This window comes from Modestobacter sp. Leaf380 (assembly GCF_001424485.1).
Taxonomy (GTDB): Bacteria; Actinomycetota; Actinomycetes; order Mycobacteriales; family Geodermatophilaceae; genus Klenkia.
The window spans coordinates 115,116-140,385 of record NZ_LMQC01000021.1; the positions used below are offsets into that span (position 1 = coordinate 115,116).

General features: G+C 73.4%; 23 protein-coding genes. 4 read left to right on the forward strand and 19 right to left on the reverse strand.

The annotated features are described in order from the left end of the window. Positions 1 to 58: 58 nt before the first annotated feature. From ASG41_RS18520 to ASG41_RS18530, 3 genes are read right to left on the reverse strand one after another with little or no spacing between them, the layout of a single operon-like run. Positions 59 to 271, reverse strand: coding sequence for a hypothetical protein (locus ASG41_RS18520; RefSeq protein WP_235564910.1), 213 nt, complete (start codon positions 269 to 271; stop codon positions 59 to 61). 56 nt (positions 272 to 327) lie between these two features. After that, positions 328 to 1,284 carry a YafY family protein gene (locus ASG41_RS18525; protein ID WP_056298631.1) on the reverse strand — a complete coding sequence of 319 codons (957 nt, stop codon included), beginning with the start codon at positions 1,282 to 1,284 and terminating at the stop codon, positions 328 to 330. Beyond that, positions 1,281 to 2,258: a YafY family protein gene (locus ASG41_RS18530; protein ID WP_056298634.1), complete on the reverse strand. Its 978-nt coding sequence runs from the start codon at positions 2,256 to 2,258 to the stop codon at positions 1,281 to 1,283. Before ASG41_RS18530 ends, ASG41_RS18525 begins: the two co-directional genes overlap by 4 nt. Positions 2,259 to 2,294: 36 nt before the next feature. Between ASG41_RS18530 and ASG41_RS18535 the strand changes: the two genes are divergently transcribed. Further along, entirely contained in the window at positions 2,295 to 3,395 is a 1,101-nt protein-coding gene (locus ASG41_RS18535; RefSeq protein WP_235564911.1) for a DUF3866 family protein, read from the forward strand. Beyond that, a complete protein-coding gene (locus ASG41_RS18540; protein ID WP_056298638.1) occupies positions 3,395 to 4,261 on the forward strand; it encodes an aminoglycoside phosphotransferase family protein in 867 nt (288 codons plus the stop codon). Before ASG41_RS18535 ends, ASG41_RS18540 begins: the two co-directional genes overlap by 1 nt. A 6-nt stretch (positions 4,262 to 4,267) precedes the next feature. Here the strand turns inward: ASG41_RS18540 and pafA are convergent, their stop codons facing one another. The 8 genes from pafA to ASG41_RS18580 form a co-directional block, all read right to left on the reverse strand. Further along, a complete protein-coding gene (gene pafA / locus ASG41_RS18545) occupies positions 4,268 to 5,626 on the reverse strand; it encodes a Pup--protein ligase (protein WP_056298641.1) in 1,359 nt (452 codons plus the stop codon). A gap of 10 nt (positions 5,627 to 5,636) precedes the next feature. After that, positions 5,637 to 6,476 (reverse strand): proteasome subunit alpha, encoded by an 840-nt coding sequence (prcA, locus tag ASG41_RS18550; protein WP_056298645.1) that lies wholly within the window; start codon positions 6,474 to 6,476, stop codon positions 5,637 to 5,639. 3 nt (positions 6,477 to 6,479) lie between these two features. Then, a complete protein-coding gene (prcB, locus tag ASG41_RS18555) occupies positions 6,480 to 7,328 on the reverse strand; it encodes a proteasome subunit beta (protein ID WP_056298649.1) in 849 nt (282 codons plus the stop codon). A 93-nt stretch (positions 7,329 to 7,421) separates the two neighbouring features. Next, positions 7,422 to 7,631, reverse strand: a complete 210-nt coding sequence (locus tag ASG41_RS18560) for a ubiquitin-like protein Pup (protein WP_056298652.1) — start codon at positions 7,629 to 7,631, stop codon at positions 7,422 to 7,424. A gap of 98 nt (positions 7,632 to 7,729) precedes the next feature. Continuing rightward, the gene (gene dop, locus ASG41_RS18565) at positions 7,730 to 9,235 is read right to left on the reverse strand and encodes a depupylase/deamidase Dop (RefSeq protein ID WP_056298656.1); all 1,506 of its coding nucleotides are present in this window, start codon (positions 9,233 to 9,235) and stop codon (positions 7,730 to 7,732) included. 52 nt (positions 9,236 to 9,287) lie between these two features. Beyond that, positions 9,288 to 10,139, reverse strand: coding sequence for a septum formation family protein (locus tag ASG41_RS18570; protein ID WP_056298659.1), 852 nt, complete (start codon positions 10,137 to 10,139; stop codon positions 9,288 to 9,290). A gap of 82 nt (positions 10,140 to 10,221) precedes the next feature. Continuing rightward, positions 10,222 to 12,000, reverse strand: a complete 1,779-nt coding sequence (gene arc / locus ASG41_RS18575; RefSeq protein ID WP_056298663.1) for a proteasome ATPase — start codon at positions 11,998 to 12,000, stop codon at positions 10,222 to 10,224. 128 nt (positions 12,001 to 12,128) lie between these two features. Next, positions 12,129 to 13,106 carry a tRNA (adenine-N1)-methyltransferase gene (locus ASG41_RS18580; RefSeq protein WP_304438034.1) on the reverse strand — a complete coding sequence of 326 codons (978 nt, stop codon included), beginning with the start codon at positions 13,104 to 13,106 and terminating at the stop codon, positions 12,129 to 12,131. Between the two features lie 90 nt (positions 13,107 to 13,196). Here ASG41_RS18580 and ASG41_RS18585 point away from each other — a divergent pair, with 90 nt between their 5' ends. Then, positions 13,197 to 14,132 carry a RecB family exonuclease gene (locus ASG41_RS18585; RefSeq protein WP_082557106.1) on the forward strand — a complete coding sequence of 312 codons (936 nt, stop codon included), beginning with the start codon at positions 13,197 to 13,199 and terminating at the stop codon, positions 14,130 to 14,132. A 10-nt stretch (positions 14,133 to 14,142) separates the two neighbouring features. On the opposite strand, the gene ASG41_RS18590 is transcribed toward ASG41_RS18585, so the two are convergent. Together ASG41_RS18590 and metH are read right to left on the reverse strand one after the other, a co-directional pair. Then, the gene (locus tag ASG41_RS18590) at positions 14,143 to 14,826 is read right to left on the reverse strand and encodes an HAD family phosphatase (RefSeq protein WP_056298667.1); all 684 of its coding nucleotides are present in this window, start codon (positions 14,824 to 14,826) and stop codon (positions 14,143 to 14,145) included. Then, positions 14,819 to 18,562 carry a methionine synthase gene (gene metH, locus ASG41_RS18595; protein WP_369800063.1) on the reverse strand — a complete coding sequence of 1,248 codons (3,744 nt, stop codon included), beginning with the start codon at positions 18,560 to 18,562 and terminating at the stop codon, positions 14,819 to 14,821. The genes ASG41_RS18590 and metH overlap by 8 nt, the downstream gene beginning before the upstream one ends. A gap of 258 nt (positions 18,563 to 18,820) precedes the next feature. Here metH and ASG41_RS18600 point away from each other — a divergent pair, with 258 nt between their 5' ends. Next, positions 18,821 to 19,687, forward strand: coding sequence for a PAC2 family protein (locus ASG41_RS18600; protein WP_056298674.1), 867 nt, complete (start codon positions 18,821 to 18,823; stop codon positions 19,685 to 19,687). A 5-nt stretch (positions 19,688 to 19,692) separates the two neighbouring features. Here the strand turns inward: ASG41_RS18600 and ASG41_RS18605 are convergent, their stop codons facing one another. The 6 genes from ASG41_RS18605 to ASG41_RS18630 form a co-directional block, all read right to left on the reverse strand. After that, positions 19,693 to 20,727: an HD domain-containing protein gene (locus ASG41_RS18605; RefSeq protein WP_056298677.1), complete on the reverse strand. Its 1,035-nt coding sequence runs from the start codon at positions 20,725 to 20,727 to the stop codon at positions 19,693 to 19,695. Positions 20,728 to 20,731: 4 nt separating this feature from the next. Beyond that, positions 20,732 to 21,979: a cysteine--1-D-myo-inosityl 2-amino-2-deoxy-alpha-D-glucopyranoside ligase gene (gene mshC / locus ASG41_RS18610; protein ID WP_056298680.1), complete on the reverse strand. Its 1,248-nt coding sequence runs from the start codon at positions 21,977 to 21,979 to the stop codon at positions 20,732 to 20,734. A gap of 145 nt (positions 21,980 to 22,124) precedes the next feature. After that, positions 22,125 to 22,970, reverse strand: coding sequence for an SCO1664 family protein (locus ASG41_RS18615; RefSeq protein WP_200939093.1), 846 nt, complete (start codon positions 22,968 to 22,970; stop codon positions 22,125 to 22,127). 38 nt (positions 22,971 to 23,008) lie between these two features. Then, the gene (locus tag ASG41_RS18620; RefSeq protein ID WP_056298682.1) at positions 23,009 to 23,560 is read right to left on the reverse strand and encodes a DUF3090 family protein; all 552 of its coding nucleotides are present in this window, start codon (positions 23,558 to 23,560) and stop codon (positions 23,009 to 23,011) included. Positions 23,561 to 23,617: 57 nt separating this feature from the next. Next, the gene (locus ASG41_RS18625; protein WP_056298684.1) at positions 23,618 to 24,319 is read right to left on the reverse strand and encodes a histidine phosphatase family protein; all 702 of its coding nucleotides are present in this window, start codon (positions 24,317 to 24,319) and stop codon (positions 23,618 to 23,620) included. Positions 24,320 to 24,338: 19 nt separating this feature from the next. Continuing rightward, positions 24,339 to 25,169 carry an undecaprenyl-diphosphate phosphatase gene (locus ASG41_RS18630; protein ID WP_056298687.1) on the reverse strand — a complete coding sequence of 277 codons (831 nt, stop codon included), beginning with the start codon at positions 25,167 to 25,169 and terminating at the stop codon, positions 24,339 to 24,341. Positions 25,170 to 25,270 lie beyond the last annotated feature (101 nt).

The window sequence follows — 25,270 nt, forward strand, 5'->3', positions numbered from 1 at the left end:
GACTGTACGCGGGGGGTGTCGCTGGGCGTTCGCGTCGCAGGGGCCGTCCGGACGGGTGTCACCGCTGGCCGGAGCGGGTCTCCTGCTGGGCGGTCCGGGCCGCGGCGGCCGCGGCCAGTGCGGTCTGGAGCTGGGCCGCCACGGGGGCGACGTCGCGCTGCAGCAGGCCGATCTCACGGACCAGCCGGTTGCGGGCACCGAGCAGCCCGTAGGCCAGCACGCCGAGCGCGAGCACGGCGAGCACGGCGACGACGACCCACACGATCAGCACGACCACACCCCGACCCTAGCCGCCGGCACCGACAGCGGGGACCGTGACCCGGCCCGTCAGCCCTGGTAACGGGCCAGCGCGGCCCGGGCGTCGGCGGCCACCTCGTCGGCCAGCTCGCGCGGCTCGACCACCACGGCGGCGCCGCCCAGGGAGGCCACCAGGCGCCGCGCCCACGCCGGGTCCGCCGTCCGGACGGCGACCGCGAGGCCCCCGTCGGGGAGCGGCTCGACGTCCTCGACCGGGTAGTAGTCGGCGACCCAGCGGGCCGAGCGGGCCAGCTGCAGGCGGACCAGCGGCTGCTCGGCGTCGGGCACGTAGAGGCCGTCGGCCAGGTCCCGCTCCTGCGCCTGCTCGGGCGGCGCGGACGCCTCGTCCAGCACGGCGACGTCGTCGACCCGGTCCAGCCGGAACAGCCGCACGCCCTCGGCCCGCCGGCACCAGGCCTCCAGGTACCAGTGCCCGTCGACCAGCAGCAGCCGCATCGGGTCCACGGTGCGCTCGGTCCGCTGGTCGCGGGAGGGCACGTAGTAGTGCAGGTGCAGGGCCCGCCGGGCCTCCAGCCCCTGCCGGACGACGGCCAGGGCCTGGGCGCGAGCGTCGATGCTCACCGACACCGCACCGGCCAGGTCGGCCGGCTCCCCGGCGGCCGCGGACACCTTGACCAGCGCCCGGCTGACCGCCTCGGTCTCAGCCAGCCCGGGCAGCTCCAGCAGCGTGCGCAACGCGACGATCAGCGCGACCGCCTCGTCGGTCGCCAGCCGCAGCGGGCGGGCCAGCCCGGCGGTGTCGGTGACCCGCACCCGGTCACCCTCGAAGGACAGGTCGATGAGGTCACCGGGGCCGTGGCCGGGCAGCCCGCACAGCCACAGCAGCTCCAGGTCCTTGCGCAGCTGCGCCTCGGTCACCCCGAAGTCGCGGGCGGCGTCGGCCATCAGCACCCCGGCCGGGCGGGCCTCCAGGTAGGGCACCAGGGCCAGCAGCCGGGTCATCCGGTCGGCGGTCGGGGCGCTCATCGCGGGCCTCCCATGGCGGCGAGCCGGGTCAACCGCTCGACGACGGCCTGGCGGACCTCGGGCGGGGACTCCACCAGCACGTCGGGCCCGTGCGCAGCCAGCTCGTCGGCGAGCCCCCACGGCTCCGTGGTGTGCAGCTCGAGCCGGTCCTCCCCGTCCGGTGCCGGGTCCAGCGCGATGGCCCGACGGCGCAGGCCGACCGCCGTCCCCGGGCGCGCGCGGACCACCACGACGGTCTCCTTGCGGCCCACCTGCTGGGCCACGACGGCGGCCAGGTCGACGTCGGCGGGCGGGGTGAAGGCGTCGGGCGGACCACTGACGCGCGGCGTGCCGGTCACCCGGGACAGCCGGAACACCCGCGGGGCCGCGCGGTCCAGGTCGTGGCCGACCAGGTACCAACGGCCGTGCCAGGCCACCACGCCCCACGGCTGGACGCGCCGCTTGACGCCGGCGTCCTCGTCGGGCCGGGTGTAGGTGAAGGTGAGCAGCCGACGGTCCCGGGCGGCGGAGTAGCAGGCGTCGAAGGACGGCTCGCCGGCGTCCAGCCGGGGCTGCAGCGGCAGTCCGCGCTCCCCGTCGACGTCGATGCCGGCGGCCCGCAGCTTCACCAGAGCCCCCTGGGCCGCGCCACCGAGCTGCGCGGACTGCCACAGCCGCAGCGCCAGGCCGACGGCGGCGGCCTCCTCGCCGGTGAAGGCGATCTCGGGCAGCTCGTACTCCGAGCGCGCGATCCGGTAGCCGTCCTCGACGTCGAACGCGCTGGTCCGGCCCGTCTCCAGGGGGACCCCCAGCTCGCGCAGGTCGGCCTTGTCCCGCTCGAACATGCGCTTGAAGGCCTCGTCGGCCCGCTCGGACCCGTCGGCCGGCTCGTAGCCGGGGACCGTGGTGCGGATCCGCTCGGCCGAGACGTACTGCCGGGTGCCCAACAGCGCGAAGACCAGGTTGACCAGTCTCTCCGCACGCTTGGCCGACACGCCTCCCAGGCTAGTGGTCCCCCGTAGGTTGGGCCGGTGGGCATCTCCGACGCACCTGGCTCCCGGATCCGCTGGCGACGCGGGACGGTGACCGCCCTGGGCCGGACCTGGCGGGACTCCCTCGAGCTCGAGGTCACGGTCCCCGGGGACGGCGACCTGCGCGCCCTCGCGCACCCCTCCGTCGTCGGCACCCCGCAGGTCGGCGACGACGTGCTGCTGAACACCACCGCCTGGGCCCAGCGCCTGGGGACCGGCGGCTACGCCCTCGTCGTCGCCGTGCCCGACCGGCTGCCCCCCGACCCCAGCGGCCCCGGCCACCTGGTCAAGGGCCGGTACACCGGGCTGCAGGTCACCGTGCAGGGCGTGGACGAGCAGGAGACCCCGCACCACCGGGTCATCGCCGAGGCCGAGGACGTCGACGGCATGCCGGTCGTCGTCGCCGACCTGCACTCCGCGCTGCCCGCCGTCCTCGCCGGCGTGCTCGCCACCGGGCCGGACCTCCGGGTCGCCTACGTGATGACCGACGGCGGGGCGCTGCCCGCCGCCTTCTCCCGCACCCTGGACGCCCTCGCCCCGACCCTGGCCGGAGTCGTCACCGTCGGCCAGGCGTTCGGCGGGGACCTGGAGGCGGTCACCGTGCACACCGGGCTCCTGGCCGCCCGGCACGTGCTGCAGGCCGACGTCACCGTGGTCGCGCAGGGGCCGGGCAACCTGGGCACCGGGACGCCGTGGGGCTTCTCCGGCGTGGCCGCGGGCGAGGCCTGCAACGCCGTCCACGTGCTGGGCGGGCGGACCGTCGGGGCGCTGCGCATCTCCGACGCCGACCCCCGCCCGCGGCACCGCGGGGTCTCCCACCACTCCCTCACCGCGTTCGGCCGGGTGGCCCTCGGCGGCGTCACGCTGGTCGCCCCACGCGGGCTCCCCTCGGACCTGGGCAGCCAGGTGGCCGAGGACCTCGCCGGTCAGCCCGAGCGGAACCCCGTCGTCTGGGTACCCGTCGAGGGTCTCGACGACGCCCTCGCCGCCTCGCCCGCGCGGCTGTCGACCATGGGCCGGGGCCTGGCGGAGGAGCGGGCCTACTTCCTGGCCCAGGCCGCCGCCGGTCGGCACGCCGCGCACCTGGCGGGCCCCTCCTGATGGTCCGCACCGGCCCGTCCGGCGCCCAGCTGCGCTGGGTCGTCGCCACGGCGGCGCCGGAGGCGACGGTGCTGGCCGTCGTCGGGCTGCGGGACCGGAGCTCGCCGTGGCGGGTGTCGTTGTCCGACGGCCGGGACGTCGTCCTGCGCGTCGGGGGTGACGTCGGGCTGCTGCGCGCCGAACTGGCCGGCCTGCGGGCTGCCGGGGCGGCGGGGCTGCCGGCCCCTCGCGTGCTGGGGTCGGCTCTGGACCGCACCCCTGCGTTGCTGCTGACCCTGGCGCTGCCCGGGACCAGCGTCATCCCGACCGTCCGGGACGACGCCCGGCTGGCCGCACTGGGCGCAGCGGCCGCCCGGGTGGCGGCCGTCGCTCCCCCGCCCGGGCTCGACCGGGTCGACTCCCCCATCGGCGGGGTGGACTTCGCTGCCCTGCGGACGGCGTTCCCCCGCCCGCTCCTCACCGAGGCGGAGGCGGCCCTGGCCGCCCGCGGTGCCCACGAGGGGCCGCTGGGCTTCGTGCACGGGGACCTCTGGCACGGGAACACGCTGTGGACGCCGGACGGCACGCTGACCGGACTGCTGGACTGGGACTGCTCCGGCACGGGCCCGGTCGGGCTGGACCTGGGCTCGGCCCGGTTGGACGCGGTGCTCTGCCACGGGCCCGGCGCCGAGGAGCCGGTGCTGGCCGGCTGGTCCGCCGCCGGCGGGCCGGACGTCGACGTCGCCCGCTGGGACCTGGTCGCAGGGCTGGCGACCCCGCCGACGATGGACTGGTTCGTCGACGCGATCGCCGGCCAGGGCCGCCCCGACCTGGGTGCGGCGCTGCTCATCGAGCGCCGCGACGAGTTCCTCCGGGCTGCCCTCTGACCGACCTCACATGGAGGCGATGAGCCTCTCCACGCGCTCGTCGACGGACTTGAACGGGTCCTTGCACAGCACGGTCCGCTGGGCCTGGTCGTTGAGCTTGAGGTGCACCCAGTCGACGGTGAAGTCGCGCCGCTTGTCCTGGGCCTTGCGGATGAAGTCCCCCCGCAGCTTGGCCCGGGTGGTCTGCGGCGGCACGTTCTTGGCCTCGAAGACGGCCGGGTCGTGGGTGACCCGCTCGACCTGCCCGGCCCGCTCCAGCAGGTAGTAGAGGCCGCGGCCGCGGCGGATGTCGTGGTAGGCCAGGTCGAGCTGGGCGATCCGCGGGGCGGACAGCGACAGGTCGTGCTTGGCCCGGTACCGCTCGATGAGCGAGTGCTTGATGGCCCAGTCGACCTCGCGGTCGACGAGGGACAGGTCGCCGGTGTCGACGGCCTTGAGGGTGCGGCCCCACAGCTCCAGCATCTGCCGGTGCACCGGGCCCAGGCCCTCGCGGTCGACGTACTCGGCGGCCCGGTCGTGGTACTCGGTCTGGATCTCCAGGGCCGACATCTCGCGGCCGTTGGCCAGGCGGACCTTGCGCCGGCCGGTGAGGTCGTGGCTCATCTCCCGGATGGCCCGGATCGGGTTCTCCAGGGTCATGTCCCGCACGGCCACGCCGTCCTCGATCATCCGCAGCACCAGGTCGGTGATGGTGACCTTGAGCAGCGTCGTCGTCTCGCTCATGTTCGAGTCGCCGACGATGACGTGCAGGCGGCGGTAGCGCTCGGCATCGGCGTGCGGCTCGTCGCGGGTGTTGATGATCGGCCGGGACCGGGTGGTGGCGCTGGAGACGCCCTCCCAGATGTGCTCGGCCCGCTGGCTGACGCAGTAGACCGCGCCGCGGGGGGTCTGCAGCACCTTGCCGGCACCGACCACGATCTGCCGGCTCACCAGGAACGGGATGAGCACGTCGGCCAGCCGGGAGAACTCCCCGTGTCGGCCCACGAGGTAGTTCTCGTGGCAGCCGTAGCTGTTGCCGGCGGAGTCGGTGTTGTTCTTGAACAGGTAGATGTCGCCGCTGACGCCCTCGTCGTTGAGGCGCTGCTCGGCGTCGACGAGCAGGCCCTCGAGGATCCGCTCCCCCGCCTTGTCGTGGACGACGAGCTCGGTGAGGTCGTCGCACTCGGCGGTGGCGTACTCGGGGTGGCTGCCCACGTCCAGGTACAGCCGCGAGCCGTTGCGCAGGAACACGTTCGAGCTGCGCCCCCAGGAGACGACGCGGCGGAAGAGGTAGCGCGCCACCTCGTCGGGTGAGAGCCGGCGCTGACCCTGGAAGGTGCACGTGACGCCGTACTCGGTCTCGATGCCGAAGATCCTGCGGTCCACGCCGTCGAGCCTAGGCCTGTGTGTCGTCTGGGGCCGGGTGGTCGCCCAGCCCGGGCGGCGTGCCCGGCGCGGGGGCGCTGGGCAGGTGGTTGGGCGCCTCGGGGGTGGTCTCCCCGGTGACGGCGTCGTCGGCAGCGGTGTCGTCGGACAGCAGGCCGCGCAGGGCCGCGCCGACGATCCGCCGGAACGCCCGCTTGGGACGGCGCCGGTCCAGGACCGCCACCTCCAGCTGCTCGGCCGGCAGGCTGGCGTGCCCGCCGCCGTTGGCCTGGGTGGACGCACTGGCCGCGGACAGTGCCCGAACGCCCACCGCCAGCGCCTCGGCCAGGCCCAGCCCGGGACGGAAGTGCTCGCGGAGGGTGGCAGTGACGGCCTCGGCCTGCCCGCCCATGACGACGAAGTCGGGCTCGTCGACGACCGAGCCGTCGAAGGTCAGCCGGTAGAGCTGGTCGGACTCGGGGGTGGTGCCCACCTCGGCGACGCAGAGCTCCACCTCGAAGGGCTTCATCTGCTCGGTGAAGATCGAGCCGAGGGTCTGGGCGTAGGCGTTGGCGATCACCCGGCCGGTGACGTCGCGGCGGTTGTAGCTGTAGCCCCGCACGTCGGCCAGCCGCACGCCGGCGACCCGCAGGCTCTCGAACTCGGAGTACCGGCCGACGGCGGCGAAGCCGATCCGGTCGTAGATCTCGCCGACCTTGTGCAGTGTCGAGCTGGGGTTCTCGGCGATGAGCAGGACGCCGTCGGCGTAGGTGAGGACGGCGACGCTGCGGCCGCGGGAGATGCCCTTGCGGGCGTACTCCGACCGGTCCCGCATGACCTGCTCGGCGGAGGCGTAGTAGGGCATCGTCATGGCTCAGGCCCCCCGGGTGTCGGCGCCGGCGGACCGGTCGGCGGTGATGGCGGCGGCGATCGCGGCCACCTCGTCGTCGGGCAGCCGGACGGCTCCCTCGGCGTCGATCCGGTAGAGGATCGGATAGAGCCGGCGGACGGCGTCGGGACCACCGGTGGCGGAGTCGTCGTCGGCGGCGTCGTAGAGCGCCTCGACCAGGCTGCGGGTCGCGGCCTCGGCGGACAGGTTCGGACGCCAGGTCTTCTTCAGCGAGCCCCGGGCGAACAGCGACCCCGAGCCGACGGAGGCGTACCCGCGCTCCTCGTAGTTCCCGCCGGTGACGTCGTAGCTGAAGATCCGGCCCGGGTTGACGCCCTCGGCGGCGTCCAGGTCGAAGCCGGCGAACAACGGGACGACGGCCAGGCCCTGCATCGCGGCACCCAGGTTGCCGCGGATCATGGCGGCGAGGCGGTTGGCCTTGCCGTCCAGCGACATGGTCATCCCCTCGATCTTCTCGTAGTGCTCCAGCTCCACCTGGTAGAGCCGCACCATCTCGATCGCGATGCCGGCCGCGCCTGCGATGCCGATGACCGAGTACGCGTCGGCGGCGTAGACCTTCTCGATGTCCCGGGAGGAGATCAGGTTGCCCATGGTGGCCCGCCGGTCACCGCCCATCAGCACGCCGCCGTCGAAGGTGGCGGCGACGATCGTGGTCCCGTGCGGCGCGAGGTCGCCCACCGGCACGGTCGGGACCGGACGCCGGCCGGGCAGCAGGTCGGGCGCGGTCCGGCCCAGGAAGTCGGTGAACGAGGAGCCCACCCGGTCCAGGTACGCGGGCGGGAACCCGCTCCGTCCGGAGATCTGCTCGCTCACTCGTCCGCCTCTCCTGCCGTCTGGTGACGACCCGTTGGTCTGCCTGTGCTGCGGTGCTGTGCTGGTGGTGCGGGTGCAGGGGTGATCAGCTGATCACTCCCCGCCCTTCTGCACGTACGAGCGGACGAACTCCTCGGCGTTGGACTCCAGGACGCCGTCGATCTCGTCGAGGATCGAGTCCACGTCCTCGGTGACCTTCTCGTGGCGCTCGGCGACGTCGGAGTCGACGGAGGCCTCGACCTCCTCGGTCTCCTCGCGCGACCGCGTCGCCTTCTGCTGCCCGCCGGTGTCCCTGGTGGCCATGGTGGTCCTCCCGCTCGGTGTCGGTGTGCTGCTCTGCTGGGGAAGCTACCCGCGGGGTGTGACACGGCGGCGTCCGTCCGGTGGACGGGCCGCCGGCCTCACCCGCCGGTGATCGTCTCGACGAGTTCCTGCGCGCCGCTGACCCGCTCGAAGAGCGCGCCGACGTGCTCCCGGGTGCCGCGCAGGGGCTCCATGGTGGGCACCCGGACCAGGTTCTCCCGGCCCAGGTCGAACACCACCGAGTCCCACGAGGCGGCCGCGATCTGGGCCGGGAAGCGCCGCAGGCACTCCCCGCGGAAGTAGGCCCGGGTGTCCGAGGGCGGGGTGGTCATCGCCGTGGTGACCTCCTCCTCGGTGACCAGCCGCTGCATCGACCCGCGCGCCACCAGCCGCTCGTAGAGGCCCTTCTCGGGGCGGATGTCGGAGTACTGCAGGTCGACCAGGGCCAGCCGCGCGTCGCCCCAGGACAGCCCGTCCCGGGCCCGGTAGCCCTCCAGCAGCCGCAGCTTGGCCGGCCAGTCCAGGCGGTCGGCGCAGCGCATCGGGTCGATCGCCAGGTCCTCGAGCACCCGTCCCCACTTGGCCAGCACGTCGTGGGTCTGCTCGTCGGTGTCCCCGGTCCGGTCCACGAAGTCGCGGGCCTGGTCCAGGAACTCCTGCTGGACCTGCAGCGCGGTCAGCCGGCGGCCGTCGCGCAGCCGGACCCGGTGGGTCAGCGTCGGGTCGTGGCTGACCGCCTGCAGCGCCTCGACCGAGTCCTCGATGGTCAGGTCCACCGACAGCGCCCGGGCCTCGATCATGGCCAGCACCAGCGCCGTCGTCCCGACCTTGAGGTAGGTGGACCACTCGGCCAGGTTCGCGTCGCCGATGATCACGTGCAGCCGGCGGTACTCGTCGGGGTTGGCGTGCGGCTCGTCCCGGGTGTTGATGATCGGCCGCTTGAGCGTGGTCTCCAGCCCCACCTCGACCTCGAAGAAGTCCGCCCGCTGGGACAGCTGGAAGCCCTGCGAGCGCCCGTCGGTGCCCAGCCCCACCCGCCCGGCCCCGGCGAAGACCTGCCGGGTGACGAAGAAGGGGATGAGGCCGCGGATGATCTCGATGAACGGCGTCCGCCGGTCCATCAGGTAGTTCTCGTGCGCCCCGTAGGACTGGCCCTTGCCGTCGGTGTTGTTCTTGTACAGCTGGATGGGCAGGCTGCCGGGCACCCGTGCGGCGCGCTTGCTGGCCTCGACCATCACCCGCTCCCCCGCCTTGTCCCACAGCACGATGTCCCGGGGGCTGGTGACCTCCGGCGTCGAGTACTCCGGGTGGGCGTGGTCGACGTAGAGCCGGGCACCGTTGGTCAGCACGACGTTGGCCATGCCCGGGTCCTCGTCGGGGTCGGCGTGGTCCAGCGCCCGGGACGGCGACAGGTCGAACCCCCGGGCGTCGCGCAGCGGCGACTCCTCCTCGAAGTCCCACCGGGGCCGCCGGCGGGAGGGCGCCTCGGCCGGGGCCCAGGCGTTCACGACCTGGCTGGACAGCGTCGTCGGGTTGGCCCCCGGCTGTCCCGGGACCGAGATGCCGTACTCCAGTTCGGTCCCCATGACCCGCCGCACGCTCATGCCGTCACCCTAGGCGGGCGCGCCGCCGCCGACCTGCCGGCCGGGGGCCCGCTCAGCCCCGGACGCTGGACGTGCTGGTCCCGCCGTCGGCCCGGACGATGACGCACTGCGGGAACGGCGAGTCGGCCCAGTACTCCTCGTCGTCGGTGGTGACGTCGAGGGCCAGCTCCGGGGTCAGTGGGCCGCCCAGGTAGTCGACCGCGTCGGACAGGCACTGCTCGGCGTAGGGCGCCCGGGCGGCCCGGTCGACCGGGAACGGCGCCCCCTCGGGGACGTCGGGCAGCGAGATCAGCGACTCGGCCCAGTGCTCCACCGAGCACGGCACCTCGTCGTACTCCACCGGGGACCCGTCCAGGCAGACCCGGTAGGCCGAGGCGTCGGGGCCCTCGAGGGCGCCGGCCATCCGGCCGGGCGCGGGCTCGGGACCCGACCCGCCGTAGACGACGTCGCAGGCCGCCCACCGCGCACCGGCCGCCCACTGCTCCGGCGTGGGGAGGACGACGGTGTAGTCGACGTAGGTGAGGTCACCGGACTCGGCGCCCAGGTAGTCGTCGGCGGTGTCGTAGCTGCAGACCTCGGTGAACGGGGAGTCCTCGGAGTAGTCCAGGTCCTCCTCCGTCGGGTACGGGGCGTCCAGCGGCAGGCCGGTGTCCTGCACGGTCGCGGTCTCCGCGGTGTGCGGCTGGGCGCAGTCCACGACCGGGGGCACCTCGAGCGGGTCGTAGACGACCTCGACCTGGTGGCAGGTCCCGACGGCAGGGGCCTCGAACATCGGGTCGTCGCCGGGGGTGGGCGCCGCGGTGGCGCCGGGGCTGGCCACGCCCTCCACGACGGACGTGCAGCCACCGAGCAGCAACCCGGCCGTCACGAGCACCAGCGTCGTCGTCCGCCCCCGGTTCAGCACGGGCCCATCTTGCCCACGCGCGGCCCCCGGGACGACGACGACCCCCGGCAGCGCGTTGCCGGGGGTCGTCGGGGCCGGAGGACTACAGGTACTGGCCGGTGTTGGTGGCCGTGTCGATGGCACGGCCGGACTCGCTGCCCTTGCCGCTGATGAGCGTGCGGATGTAGACGATCCGCTCGCCCTTCTTGCCCGAGATCCGCGCCCAGTCGTCGGGGTTGGTGGTGTTCGGGAGGTCCTCGTTCTCCTTGAACTCGTCCACGCAGGCGGCGAGGAGGTGACCGACCCGCAGACCGTGGCCGCCGTTCTCCAGGTGGTCCTTGATCGCCATCTTCTTCGCCCGGTCGACGATGTTCTGCAGCATCGCGCCGGAGTTGAAGTCCTTGAAGTACAGGACCTCCTTGTCCCCGTTCGCGTAGGTCACCTCGAGGAAGCGGTTCTCCTCGGTCTCGGTGTACATCCGCTCGACCGTGGACTGGATCATCCCGGCGATCGTGGCCTCGCGGCTGCCGCCGTGCTCGGCCAGGTCGTCACCGTGGATGGGCAGCGTGGGCGTCAGGTACTTGGTGAAGATGTCCCGGGCGGCCTCGGCGTCGGGCCGTTCGATCTTGATCTTCACGTCGAGCCGGCCGGGCCGCAGGATGGCCGGGTCGATCATGTCCTCGCGGTTGGAGGCACCGATGACGATGACGTTCTCCAGGCCCTCGACGCCGTCGATCTCGCTGAGCAGCTGGGGCACGATCGTGGACTCCACGTCGGAGCTCACCCCGGTGCCGCGGGTGCGGAAGATCGAGTCCATCTCGTCGAAGAAGACGATGACGGGCGCGCCCTCGCTGGCCTTCTCCCGGGCGCGCTGGAAGACCAGCCGGATGTGCCGCTCGGTCTCCCCCACGTACTTGTTCAGCAGCTCGGGGCCCTTGATGTTGAGGAAGTAGGACCGCGCGCGGGTCGCCTCCTCGGCACCGTGGGCGACGGCGATCTGCTTGGCCAGGGAGTTCGCGACCGCCTTGGCGATCAGCGTCTTCCCGCAGCCGGGCGGGCCGTAGAGCAGGATCCCCTTCGGCGGGCGCAGCTCGTAGGTCTTGAAGAGGTCCTTGTGCAGGAAGGGCATCTCCACGGCGTCCCGGATCTGCTCGATCTGCCGGGACAGTCCACCGATGTCGCCGTAGTCGATGTCGGGGACCTCCTCGAGGATGAGCTCCTCGACCTCGCTCTTGGGGATCCGCTCGTAGACGAAGCCCGAGCGCGGCTCCAGCAGCAGCGAGTCCCCGCTGCGCAGCTTCTGCTCGGTCAGGGACTCGGCGAGCTGGACCACCCGCTCCTCGTCGGTGTGCCCGACCACCAGGGCGCGACGCGGCTGCCCCTCGACGGGCTCCAGCAGCTCCTTGAGCAGGACGACGTCGCCGGCCTTCTCGTAACCGCGGGCCTCGACGACGTTCATCGCCTCGTTGAGCATGACCTCCATGCCGTAGGCCAGGCCCTCGGTCTCCACGGCCGGGGACACCGAGACCCGCAGCTTGCGGCCGCCGGTGAAGACGTCGACCGACCCGTCCTCGTAGCGGCCCAGGAAGACGCCGTAGCCCGAGGGGGGCTGACCGAGGCGGTCGACCTCCTCCTTGAGCTGCACCAGCTGGTCGCGGGCACCCCGCAGGGTCTCGGCGAGCTTGTCGTTGCGCTCGGACAGGAAGGCGGCGCGGCCCTCGGCCTCGGCGACGCGCTCCTCGAGCGCGCGCACCTGGCGGGGGCTGTCGGACACCTTGCGGCGGAGCAGCCCGATCTCCTCCTCGAGGTAGGAGATCTGGCTCACCAGCGAGGCGACGTCACGCTCGCGTCGCGCTCGGAACTCGTCGGGGCCGAGACCCATCACGCACCTCCGGACACATCAGTGGAGCCGAGCCGCCACTGTATCCACGGGGTACGACAGCGCGCCGCGCGTGGACGGCGGGTCCGTGACGACTGGACGTCGCCGGGTCCCACCGGCCCCACCCGGCCTCAGATGCGGCGCGCCTTGCGGGCCCGCAGCGGGGCCACCGCGCCCTCGGCCAGCCGCCGGCAGGTCACCAGGAAGGCCGTGTGGGCCACCATCCGGTGCTCGGGGCGGACCGCCAGCCCGACCGCGTGCCACGGCCGCAGCAGGGTCTCCCAGGCGTGCGGCTCGGTCCACACGCCCTGGGCGCGCAGGGCCTCCACGTAGGTGGACAGCTGGGTCACCGTCGCCACGTAGCCGACGAGGACCCCGCCGGGCCGCAGCGCCGCCGCGACCGTGGGCAGCACCAGCCACGGCTCGAGCATGTCCAGCACGACCCGGTCGACGGTCTCCTCCGCCGGGTGCTGGTCCAGGTCGCCCAGGCGCAGCGACCAGTTCCCGGGCACCTCGCCCAGGAAGGCCGCGACGTTGCCCCGGGCGACGTCGGCGAAGTCCTCGCGCCGCTCGTAGCTGGTCAGCGTCCCCCCGGTGCCCACCGCGCGCAGCAACGAGCAGGACAGCGCACCGGAGCCGGCGCCGGCCTCCAGGACCCGCATGCCCGGCCCGATGTCGCCGAAGCCGACGATCTGGGCGGCGTCCTTGGGGTAGATGACCTGCGCGCCCCGCGGCATGGACAGCACGAAGTCCGCCAGCAACGGCCGGAACGCCAGGTAGCCGGTGTTGTTGGTCGAGTGCACGACCGAGCCCTCGGGGGCGCCGATCAACGAGTCGTGCTCGATGGCGCCGCGGTGGGTGTGGAACTGCTTGCCCGGTTCCAGGACGACCGTGTGCATGTTCCCCTTGGGGTCGGTCAGCTGGACCCGGTCGCCGATCACGAAGGCGCCCTCGACGGGCTCGGTCGGGACGGCGTCCGCCGGTGCACCCTCTGAGGCGGCTGCGGGGTCGACGTCCAGGTAGGACCCGACGACCTCCTCGCCGACCTCCGCGGGGGGCTCGGTCGGTGCGGTGCTGGCGGTGTCGGGTGCGTCCTGCTGGGGTTCCACGGGCGTCGAGCCTACGGACCACCGGCGGGCGCTCCCCCGGCCCGGCGCGGGTGTGCGGTTCTGTCACACCCCCGCCCTACCGTGGTGGCCATGACGACGACCGAGCTCCAGCGGACCGTCACCGACGCCGGACCGGGCGCGGCGGGCCCCCTGGGCGAGCCCCGGGCGACGTCGGCGGAGACCGGGCCGCGGCGCCCCTCGCTGTCGCCCTCGCGGGCGGCGGACTTCAGGACCTGCCCGCTGCTCTACCGCTTCCGCACCATCGACCGGCTGCCGGAGAAGAAGTCCCGCGCCGCGGTGCGGGGCACCCTGGTGCACACGGTCCTGGAGCGCCTCTACGACCTCCCGCCCGACGGCCGCACGGTCGCCGCCGCGCAGGAGCTGGTGGCCCCGGCGTGGGCCGAGCTGTCCCAGGAGCCGGGCGTGGCCGAGCTGTTCGCCGGCGAGGCGGCCGGTGACCTGGAGGGCTGGCTGGCCTCGGCCGGCACCCTGGTGGAGACCTACTTCCGGGTGGAGGACCCGACCCGCATCCGGCCCGAGGGCCGCGAGGAGCTGGTGGAGGTCACCCTGCCCGACGGTCTCCTGCTGCGCGGCTTCGTCGACCGCGTGGACGTCGCCCGCAACGGCGCCCTGCGGGTCGTGGACTACAAGACCGGCGGCATGCCGCGGGAGGCGTTCGAGGGCAAGGCGCTGTTCCAGATGAAGTTCTACGCACTGGTGCTGTGGCGCACCCGTGGCGTGGTCGCCGCCCAGCTCAAGCTGATCTACCTCAAGGACGGCGACGTCCTCACCTACGCCCCCGACGAGGCGGAGCTGCTGCGCTTCGAGCGCACCCTGAAGGCCATCTGGGCGGCCATCGCCCAGGCCGTGCAAACCGGGGACTTCCGGCCCAACAAGAACCGGCTGTGCGGCTGGTGCGACCACCAGGCCCTCTGCCCGTCCTTCGGCGGGACGCCACCGCCGTTCCCCGCCGAGGCCGCAGCGGCCGCCGGCTGGCGGACGGCCCTCCCGGTGACCGTGGTCTGAGGTCCTGTGGTCAGGCCCGGACCGGGTGCGGCAGCGCGGCCAGATCGGCGGGGGTCACGCCCGCCAGGGTGGAGGCCACGGTGAGGCCGGGTTCGGCGGGGAGCACCTGACCGGCGGGCACGCCGAGCACCCGGCACCCGGCGTCCAGCCCGGCCCGGCTGCCGGTCAGGGAGTCCTCCACGACCACGCAGTCCGACGGCCCCAGCCCGAGCGCCGTCATCGCCTGCAGGTAGGGCGCCGGGTCGGGCTTGCGGGCCGGCACCTCGTCGCCGCACACCACGACCTCGAAGGGCTCGGTGCCCAGGTCCGGGCGCAGGTGGCCCAGCACGTGGGTGACCAGGGCCCGGGGTGTGGTCGTCACCAGGGCGGTGCGCACGCCGCCGTCCAGGCAGGCCAGCAGCAGCTCGCGGGCGCCCGGCTGCCAGGTGACCGAGCCGGCCATCAGCTGCTCGACGCGGTCGACCACCCAGCGGTGGTCCCCGGCGCTCTGCTCGGGGGTGCGGCTGACCCCGACGGCGGCCCGGACGATCGCCATCGCGCCGTCCAGGTCGACGCCGGCGGTGGCTGCCAGCGCCTCGGGGCCGACCGTCGTCCCCCAGCCGGCCGCCAGCTCGACGAGCGCTGCGTCCCAGTACTGCTCGGTGGCCAGCAGCGTCCCGTCCATGTCGAACAGGACGGCTCTCGGCTCACTCATCCTCGGTCCGGTACCCCAGGTTCGGGGACAGCCACTTCTCGGCCTCGGCGATCGTCCAGCCCTTGCGGGCGGCGTAGTCGCTGACCTGGTCGCGGCCGACCCGACCCAGCACGAAGTAGCGGCTGTCGGGGTGGGAGAAGTACAGCCCGCTGACCGCCGCGCCGGGCCACATGGCCATGCTCTCGGTCAGCTCGATGCCGGTGGCGGCCTGCACGTCCAGCAGGTCCCAGATCGTCTGCTTCTCGGTGTGCTCGGGGCACGCCGGGTAGCCGGGCGCCGGGCGGATGCCGACGTACTTCTCGGCGATCAGGCTGTCGGGGTCCAGTCGCTCGTCGCCGGCGTAACCCCAGAACTCGGTGCGGACCCGCTCGTGCAGCCGCTCGGCGAAGGCCTCGGCCAGCCGGTCGGCGAGGGACTCCAGCAGGATCGCCGAGTAGTCGTCCAGGTCGGCCTTGAACTCGGCGACCTTCTCCGCCGAGCCCAGCCCCGCGGTGACGGCGAAGGCGCCCACGTGGTCGTGCAGCCCGGTGGAGGCCGGTGCGACGAAGTCGGCGAGGGACTTGCGGGCCGAGCCGTCGCGGCCCTCGGACTGCTGCCGCAGGTGGTGCAGCGTCGCCCGGACCTCGCGGCGGGACTCGTCGGTGTAGACCGCGAGGTCCTCGGTGCCGTCGACCCGGGCGGCCGGGAAGAGCCCGAACACCCCGGAGGCCCGCAGCCACCGCTCGTCGATGATCGTGTCCAGCATGACCTGGGCGTCGTCGTAGAGCCGACGCGCGGCCTCCCCGGTCGAGGGGTTGTTCAGGATGTCGGGGAACCGCCCGCGCATCTCCCACGCGTTGAAGAACGGCTGCCAGTCGATGTAGCGGCGCAGCTCGGCCAGCGGGTAGTCGCTCAGCGTCTTGACGAACTGGGTGGCGTGCCCGCCCGGGTGGTCGCAGGCCGGGCCCTCGCACACGTCGCGGGTCTGCTGCAGCAGCATCCGCGGCCGCGGCGGCCGGTAGCCCTCCCAGCCCAGGTCGGGGGCCCGGTCGCGGGCGGCGGCCAGCGGCAGCATCGTGCGGGTGTCCTCCCGGGCGGCGTGCCGCTCGCGGAGGGCGTCGTAGTCGGCCTCGGTGGTGGCCAGCAGGCCCGGCCGCTGCTCGTCGGACAGCAGCGCGGCGACCACGGGGACCGAGCGGGAGGCGTCCTTCACCCAGATCACCGGACCGTGGTACTTCTGGTCGACCTTCACCGCGGTGTGCGCGCGCGACGTCGTCGCCCCGCCGATCATCAGCGGGATCTCCAGACCCTGCCGCTCCATCTCGGCGGCGAAGTTGACCATCTCGTCCAGCGACGGGGTGATCAGCCCGGACAGCCCGATGACGTCGGCGCCGTGCTCCTTGGCGGCGTCCAGGATCTTCTGCGCCGGCACCATGACACCCAGGTCGACGACGTCGTAGTTGTTGCACTGCAGGACGACGCCGACGATGTTCTTGCCGATGTCGTGCACGTCGCCCTTCACGGTGGCCATCACGACCGTGCCGTTGCTGCGCTCGACGTCCCCGGGCTGCTTCTCGGCCTCGATGTGCGGGATCAGGTGCGCGACGGCCTTCTTCATGACCCGGGCGCTCTTGACCACCTGGGGCAGGAACATCTTGCCGGCGCCGAACAGGTCGCCGACGACGTTCATCCCGGCCATCAGCGGGCCCTCGATGACCTCGATGGGCCGTCCGCCGCGGGCGGAGATCTCCAGCCGCAGCTCCTCGGTGTCGGACTCGGCGAACTCGTCGATGCCCTTCACCAGCGCGTGGGTGATCCGCTCCCCCACCGGCAGGGACCGCCACTCCTCGGTGGCGACCTCCTTGACCGAGCCGTCGCCGGCGAAGTCCCCGGCGATCTCCAGCAGCCGCTCGGTGGAGTCCGGCCGCCGGTTGAGCACGACGTCCTCGATCCGCTCGCGGAGCAGCTCGGGGACCTCGTCGTAGACCTCCAGGGCGCCGGCGTTGACGATGCCCATGTCCATGCCGGCCCGGATGGCGTGGAAGAGGAAGACCGCGTGGATGGCCTCGCGGACCGGGTTGTTGCCGCGGAAGGAGAAGGACACGTTGGACACACCGCCGGACACCAGGGCGCCGGGCAGGTTCTGCTTGATCCAGCGGGTGGCCTCGATGAAGTCCACGCCGTAGGCGGCGTGCTCCTCGATGCCGGTGGCCACGGCGAAGACGTTGGGGTCGAAGATGACGTCCTCGGCCGGGAAGCCGACCTGGTCGACGAGGATGTCGTAGGCCCGACGGCAGATCTGCTTGCGCCGCTCCAGGCTGTCCGCCTGCCCGTCCTCGTCGAAGGCCATGACGACGACGGCGGCCCCGTACTTGCGGCACAGCCGCGCCTCGCGGACGAACTTCTCCTCGCCCTCCTTGAGGGAGATCGAGTTGACGATCGCCTTGCCCTGCACGCACTTGAGCCCGGCCTCGATGACCTCCCACTTGGAGGAGTCGACCATCATCGGCACCCGGCTGATGTCGGGCTCGGAGGCGATGAGCTTGACGAAGCGGTCCATGGCCGCGACGCCGTCGATCATCCCCTCGTCCATGTTGACGTCGATGACCTGCGCGCCGGCCTCGACCTGCTGGCGGGCGACGGCCAGCGCAGCCGGGTAGTCCCCGGCCTTGACCAGGTTCCGGAAGCGCGCCGAACCGGTGATGTTGGTGCGCTCGCCGACGTTGACGAACAACGACTCGGGGACGACGGTCAGCGGCTCCAGACCGGACAGGCGCAGCGCCGGCCGGACCTCGGCGGGGGTGCGGGGCGCCCGGCCCTCGACGACCCCGGCGATCGCGCCGATGTGTGCCGGCGTCGTCCCGCAGCAGCCGCCGACGACGTTGACGAAACCGGAGTCGGCGAACTCGCGGAGGACGGCGGCCGTCTCGTCGGGGGCCTCGTCGTACTCACCGAAGGCGTTGGGCAGTCCGGCGTTGGGGTAGCAGGACACGAAGGTGTCCGCGACGCGTGAGAGCTCGGCGATGTAGGGCCGCATCTCGGCGGCGCCCAGCGCGCAGTTGAGCCCGATGAGCAACGGTCGGACGTGCCGGACGGAGTTCCAGAAGGCCTCGGTGACCTGCCCGGACAGGGTGCGGCCCGAGGCGTCGGTGATGGTCCCGGAGACCGCGACCGGCCAGCGCCGGCCGCGCTGCTCGAACAACGTCTCCAGGGCGAAGACCGCGGCCTTGGCGTTGAGCGTGTCGAAGACCGTCTCGATCAGCAGCACGTCCGCGCCGCCGTCGACCAGGCCGTCGGCCTGCTCCAGGTAGGCGGTGACCAGCTCGTCGTAGGTGACGTTGCGGGCGCCGGGGTCGTTGACGTCGGGGCTGATGGACGCCGTCCGGCTGGTGGGGCCGATCGCGCCGACGACGAACCGCGGCCTGTCCTCGGTGGAGGCGGCGTCGGCGGCCTCGCGGGCCAGCCGGGCGCTGGCGACGTTGAGCTCGTAGGCCAGGTCGGACATGCCGTAGTCGCTCAGCGAGATCGACGTGGCGTTGAACGTGTTGGTCTCGATGAGGTCGGCGCCGGCGGCCAGGTACTCGTCGTGGATGCCGCGGATGATCGCCGGGGCGGTGAGGGACAGCAGGTCGTTGTTGCCCTGCACGTCGCTGGCCCAGTCGGCGAAGCGCTCGCCGCGGTAGCCGGCCTCGTCGGGCCGGTCGCGCTGGATCGCGGTGCCCATGGCCCCGTCGAGGACCAGGATCCGCTCCCGCATCAGGGCGGTGAGGCGCTCGGTGGCGTCCGGGCGGAGGGCGGCGGCAGAGGGCGACGAGTCGGGCACGGGAGTCCTCAGAAGTCGGTTCAGCTGGGAGTGCTGGGGTCGACCAGCGTCCGGCGGGCTCGCCTTCGCCCCGGGCCTCGTCGGACCGGGGTGCGTCCATCCTCCCATCCCGGCGCCACTCCCCCGGTCCCCGGCCGTCCCCGCGCGCCGCCCACGGCCGTCGGGGCGCCCACGCGACGTAGGCTCGGACGGGTGATCGACCCGACGTCCCGTGCCGACGACCTGCCGGAGCTCATCGACCCCGTGGTCGTGGTGGCCTTCGAGGGCTGGAACGACGCCGGGGACGCCGCGACCGGCGCACTCGAGCACCTCGAGCTCATCTGGGACGCCGAGCCGCTGGCCGCCCTGGACCCCGAGGACTACTACGACTTCCAGGTCAACCGGCCCCAGGTGTCCCTCGTCGACGGCGTCAGCCGCAAGATCGAGTGGCCGACGACCCGCATCTCGGTGTGCCGACCGCCGGACTCCGACCGGCACGTCGTGCTGGTCCGCGGCATCGAGCCGAACATGCGCTGGCGGTCCTTCTGCGCCGAGCTGATCGCGATCCTCACCGAGCTCGACGTCAGCACGGTGGTCGGCCTCGGCGCGCTGCTGGCCGACACCCCGCACACCCGGCCCACCCCGGTGAGCGGCTCGGCCTACGACACCGAGACCGCCCACAAGTGGGGGCTGGAGACGTCGACCTACGAGGGCCCCACCGGCATCCTGGGCGTCTTCCAGGACGCCTGCGTGCAGGCCGGGCTGCCCTCGGTCAGCTTCTGGGCCGCCGTCCCGCACTACGTCTCCCAGCCCCCCTCGCCGCGGGCCACCGTCGCGCTGCTGCAGCGCGTGGAGGAGGTCCTCGAGCTCACCGTGCCGATGGGCGTGCTGCCCGAGCAGGCCGACGACTGGGTGAAGACCGTCGACGAGATGGCCCAGGAGGACGAGGAGGTCGTCGAGTACGTCCGCAACCTCGAGGAGCGGGCCACCGAGAGCGACCTGTCCCAGGCCAACGGCGACCAGATCGCCCGCGAGTTCGAGCGCTACCTCAAGCGCCGCGGCACCGCCGGCGGCGCCTGAGCCCCTCAGGGCAGCAGGGGCGTCATCCGGCTGGTGGCGTCGCCGTCGAACAGGCGGTCGTGCATGGCCAGGGCGTACCGGTCGGTCATCCCCGACACGTGGTCCACGACCTGGGTGACCAGGTCGGCCTCGGTGTCCCGGTAGGTGGCCGGGATCTGCTCGGGGTGGGCCAGGTGGTGGTCCACCAGCCGGCGGATGACGTCGATGGCCACGTGCTTCTGCCCGGCCGCGGTCGAAGACTCGTAGACCCGCTCGAACATGAACGTCCGCAGCTCGTGCATGGCCTCCAGCGCGTCGGCCTGCATGACGACCGCCCCCGCGGTGTTCGACGCCGACAAGCTGCCGTCGACGACGGCGTCGATCATCGCCCCGACCATGGCGCTGCCCGGCTCGCCGAAGACGGCGCGGGCCCGCCGGGGCAGGTCGCCGGGCCGCAGCACCCCGGCCCGGACGGCGTCCAGCGCGTCGTGGGACAGGTAGCCGATGCGGTCGGCGTAGCGGACGCACTCGCCCTCGCGGGTCGCCGGCGGCGGGCTGATCTTCCAGCTGTGCGCGCGGACGCCGTCCCGGACCTCCCACGTCAGGTTGAGGTCCTCGAGCACCTCCACGATCCGCACGCCCTGCGCGGCGTGGTGCCAGCCGCCGGGGACGTAGGGCTCCAGCGCGTCCTCGCCGATGTGGCCGAACGGGGAGTGCCCGACGTCGTGGGCCAACGCGATCGCCTCGGCGAGGGTCTCGTTGAGGCTCAGCGCGGCGGCCAGTGACCGGGCCACCTGGGTGACCTGGAGGGTGTGGGTGAGCCGGGTGACGAAGTGGTCGCCGTCGGGGTGCAGGAAGACCTGGGTCTTGTGCTTGAGCCGGCGGAAGGCCTTGGCGTGCAGGATCCGGTCCCGGTCCCGCTCGTACGCCGTCCGCAGCGGGTCCTCGGCCTCGTTCCGGGCCCGGCCGCGGGTCGCCGTGGACCGCGCCGCGGCCGGTGCCAGGTCGGCCTCGGCGCGCTCGCGGGCCAGCCGGTCGCTGAGCCGGAACGGGGTGGTCACCGGATCAGAGGGCGATGCCGAGCAGCGCGTCCACGGCGTCGCGGACGACGGCGGGGGCCTGCTCCTCGAGCTCGGGGGCGGTGTCCCCGGCGAGCGTGGCGGCCGCCCAGGCGTCGACCGCGGCGATCGCGCCGGGTGAGTCCAGGTCGTCGGTGAGCCGCTCGCGCAGCGTGGTCAGCAGCGGGGCGGCCGGGGCGCCGGACTCGCGCTCGACGGCCTCGCGCCAGGTGGCCAGCCGGTCCTGCGCGGCGGTGAGCAGGTCCCCGGTCCAGGCCCGGTCGGTGCGGTAGTGCCCGGACAGCAGGGCCAGCCGGATGGCCATCGGGTCCACGCCGTCGCCACGCAGCCGGGAGACGAAGACCAGGTTGCCCCGGCTCTTGCTCATCTTCTCCCCGTCCAGGCCGATCATCGCCGCGTGCACGTAGGCCTGGGCGAAGGGCTTGGTGCCGGTGAGCGCCTCGGCGTGCACGGCGGAGAACTCGTGGTGCGGGAAGACCAGGTCGCTGCCGCCGGCCTGGACGTCGAACCCCATGCCGACGGTGCCCAGCGCGATGGAGGCGCACTCGACGTGCCAGCCGGGGCGGCCGGCCACGCCCTGCGGGCCGGGCCAGGACGGCTCGCCCTCGCGGGCACCGCGCCACAGCAGCGGGTCCAGCCGGTTGCGCTTGCCCGGGCGGTCGGGGTCTCCCCCGCGCTCGGCGGACAGCCGCAGCATCGTCTCCTCGTCGTAGCCGCTCTCGCTGCCGAACCCGGGGGCCTGGCTCACGTCGTGGTAGACGTCACCGGTGCCGTCCTCGAGGGTGTAGGCCAGTCCCGCGGTCTGCAGGTCCTCGACGTGGGCCACGATCTGCGGGATCGCCTCGACGGCGCCCACGTAGTCCTCGGGCGGCAGCACGCGCAGGGCGGTCATGTCCTCCCGGAAGAGCGCGGTCTCCCGCATGCCCAGCACGATCCAGTCCTCGCCGTCCCGGTCTGCCCGCTCGAAGAGCGGGTCGTCGACGTCGGTGACGTTCTGCACGTAGTGCACCGCGTGCCCCAGGTCGCGCCACACCCGGTTGACCAGGTCGAAGGCCAGGTAGGTGGCGGCGTGGCCGAGGTGGGTGGCGTCGTAGGGCGTGATGCCGCAGACGTACATCCGCGCGGTGGTGTCCGGGGCGGTGGGGACGACCTCGCCGCGGGCGGTGTCGTGGAGCCGCAGGGCGGGACCGCGCCCGGGGACCGAGGGCAGGAGGGGGGCGGGCCAGCTGAGCACGCACCGAGGGTAGTTGTGGGGTCCGACGGTCCCTGCTCCGGTCCGGCTGGCTGCGCGGTCGCACCCCAGGTGCGCGCCAGGGCCGCCCCGCCCGCCTGGTGGGCGGCCTGGACGCGCACCCACGTCCCTGGCGCGCGCCCTCAGCTCAGAACGGCGGCCAGGGCAGCGCGGGCCAGTCGCCGCTGGGCTCGGGGTGGCGCCCGGTGCGCAGCAGGTCCGCCACCCGCTGCTGGGTGCGGCGGACCTCGCGGCGGGTCAGGTGCTCGTGCAGCTGCTCGCCCAGGTCGCCCATGAGCTGCTCCTGCAGCCGGGTGAGGACCTCGACGGCCTCCTCGGTGAGCGGCTTGCCGGCCCAGCGCCACAGCAGGGTGCGCAGCTTGGGGTCGGCGGAGAAGCAGATGCCGTGGTCGACGCCGTACACGTGGCCGTCGGCCATCGGGATCATGTGGCCGCCCTTGCGGTCGGCGTTGTTCACCACGGCGTCGAAGACGGCCATCCGGCGCAGCTCGGGGACATCGGCCTTCACGAAGCGGGTCAGCTCGACCTCGGGGTCGCCGTTCTGCCAGAGCTGCACCATGCCGTGGCCGAAGGGCCCGTCGCGCAGCACCGTGGGCGGCACGACCCGCCAGCCGGTGGCCTCCGACACCAGGTAGGCGCTGATCTCACGGCCGGCCAGCGTGCCGTCGGGGAAGTCCCACAGCGGCCGCTCGCCGGCGACCGGCTTGTAGACGCACTCCCCGGCCAGCTCGTCGGTGCGGATGGCCCCGATCAGGGTCACGTTGCTGGCGTCGAGCAGCCGCCCCTCGAGGTCCAGGACGCCGTCGCGCAGCAGGGTCTGCGCCTCGGCGTCGTCGGCGGGGCGGCGGCGGTCGCCGTGGTCGAAGCCCAGGGTGTCCAGGCTGCGGGTGCCGTCGTCGGCGTCCTCGTCGTCCGGCTCGTCGTCGTCGGGCTCGAACTCGTCGTCCAGGTCGCCGTCGAGGAAGGCGTCCACCAGCTCGTCCCCGGTCCGGTCGGCGCCCTCGGCGCTGCTCAGCGCCGGTACCCGTTCTGCCGCGGGCAGACGTGACCGGCGGGGTCCAGCGGCATGGAGCACAGCGGGCAGGCCGGGCGGCCGGCGGAGATGACCCGACGGGCGCGGGCGATGAAGGAGCGTGCGGCGGCCGGGGTGATGGTGACCCGCAGGGCGTCGGGGCCCTCGTCGGAGTCGGACAGGATCGCGTCCTCGTCGATGGGCTCCTCGCCGGCGGCCACGGCCTCCACGACGACGGCCTCGGCGTCGCCGTCCCAGGCCAGGCCCATGGCAGCGACCCGGAACTCCTCGTCCACCGGGGCGGTGAGCGGGTCCAGGTCGTCGACGTCGGCGTCCGGGGGGACGACGGTGGTCGCCCGGGTGGCGATCTCGTCGAGGAGCTCGCTCATCCGCTCGGCGAGCACCGAGACCTGGGTCTTCTCCAGGGCGACCGACACGACCCGGCCGGCCTCGTCGGCGGCCTGCAGGTAGAAGGTGCGGTCGCCGGGCTGGCCGACGGTCCCCGCGACGAAACGGGAGGGGCGGTCGAAGTGGAACACCTGGCGTGGCACGGCGACGAGGTTACGCGCCGGGAGCCCGGGTGGCCCTGCCGTCAGACCGTGCTGCCCTCAGACCGTGCTGCCGGCACCGCCGCCGACGACGGCGTCGGAGGAGGCCTTGCGGCGTCGTCCCGGCTTCTTCTTCGGAGGGATGAGCGCGCTGACGTCGCCGCCGCTGTCGTTGACCCGCAGCACGAAGGGCCGGGTCTCGGTGTAGCTGACCACCGAGATCGACGCCGGGTCGGCGACGATGCGCTGGAACTGGTCCAGGTGCATGCCGTAGGCGTCGGCCAGGATCGCCTTGATCACGTCACCGTGGGTGCAGGCCAGCCAGACGGCGTCCGGGCCCAGCCGGGCGTTCCACTCCCGGACGGCGGCGACGGCGCGGGCCTGCGTCTGTGCCAGCCCCTCGCCCTCGGGGCCGGGGAAGACCGCGGCGGAGGGGTGCTGCTGCACGACCTTCCACAGCGGCTCCTTGAGCAGGTCCTTGATCGGCTTGCCGGTCCAGTCGCCGTAGCGGCACTCGCCGAGCCGGTCGTCGGTCTGCAGCTGCAGCTCGCGGCCGGCCAGCACCGCGCCGGCGGTCTGCTGGCAGCGCTCCAGCGGGCTGGAGACGACGGCGGCCAGCGGGACCGACGCCAGCCGCTCCCCCACCGCCCGCACCTGGGCCTGCCCGGTCTCGTCCAGCTGCACGCCGGGGGTCCAGCCGGCCAGGAGACCCGAGGCGTTGGCCGTCGTCCGGCCGTGCCGCAGGAGGATCACGGTGGTCACGACACCGAGCCTAGGCGCCTCAGGGGGTGAGGACGCCGGCACCGACGAGGGCGAGCAGGGCCAGGCCCAGCACGATCCGGTAGACGACGAACGGCGTGAACGTGCCGCGCTCGAGGTAGCGCAGCAGCCAGGCGATGACGGCCAGACCCACGCCGAAGGCGATGACGGTGGCCAGCAGCGTCGGGCCCCAGGAGATCGGGGTGCCCTCGGTGCCGCCGCCCAGGGCGTCGTAGGCCTGGTAGAAGCCCGAACCCAGGACGGCGGGGATGGCCAGCAGGAAGGAGTAGCGGGCGGCCGCGGCGCGGGAGTAGCCCAGGAAGAGGCCCATGGTGATCGTGCCGCCGGAGCGGGAGACGCCGGGGATGAGCGCCGCGGCCTGGGCCAGGCCGTAGAGGACGCCGTGCTTGACGGTCAGGTCGGTGAGCTGGCGCTGCTTGCTGCCGATCCGGTCGGCCAGGAAGAGCACCAGGGAGAACACGACCAGCGCGATGGCGATGATCCGCAGGTCGCGGAACGTGGTCTCGATCTGGTCCTGGAACAGCAGCCCGAGGACGACGATCGGGACCGACCCGATGATGATCAGCCAGCCCATCCGGGCGTCGGGGTCCGAGCGCAGCGAGCGGTCCCGCAGCGACAGCACCCAGGTGCGGATGATCCGCCAGATGTCGTGCCGGAAGTAGAGGAGCACCGCGATCTCGGTGCCGATCTGGGTGATGGCGGTGAACGCCGCGCCCGGGTCGTCCCAGCCGAAGGCGGCACCGACGACGCGCAGGTGCGCGCTGGAGGAGATCGGCAGGAACTCCGTCAGGCCCTGCACCAGGCCCAGGACGACGGCTTCGATCCAGCCCACGGCTCAGACCCGCCCGGTGCGGGAGGTGGACGGGGGACGGCAGGCAGACGCGGGCACGGAAGCGACCCTAGGGCGGCGGGCTGGGTCCGCAGCGCCGTCGG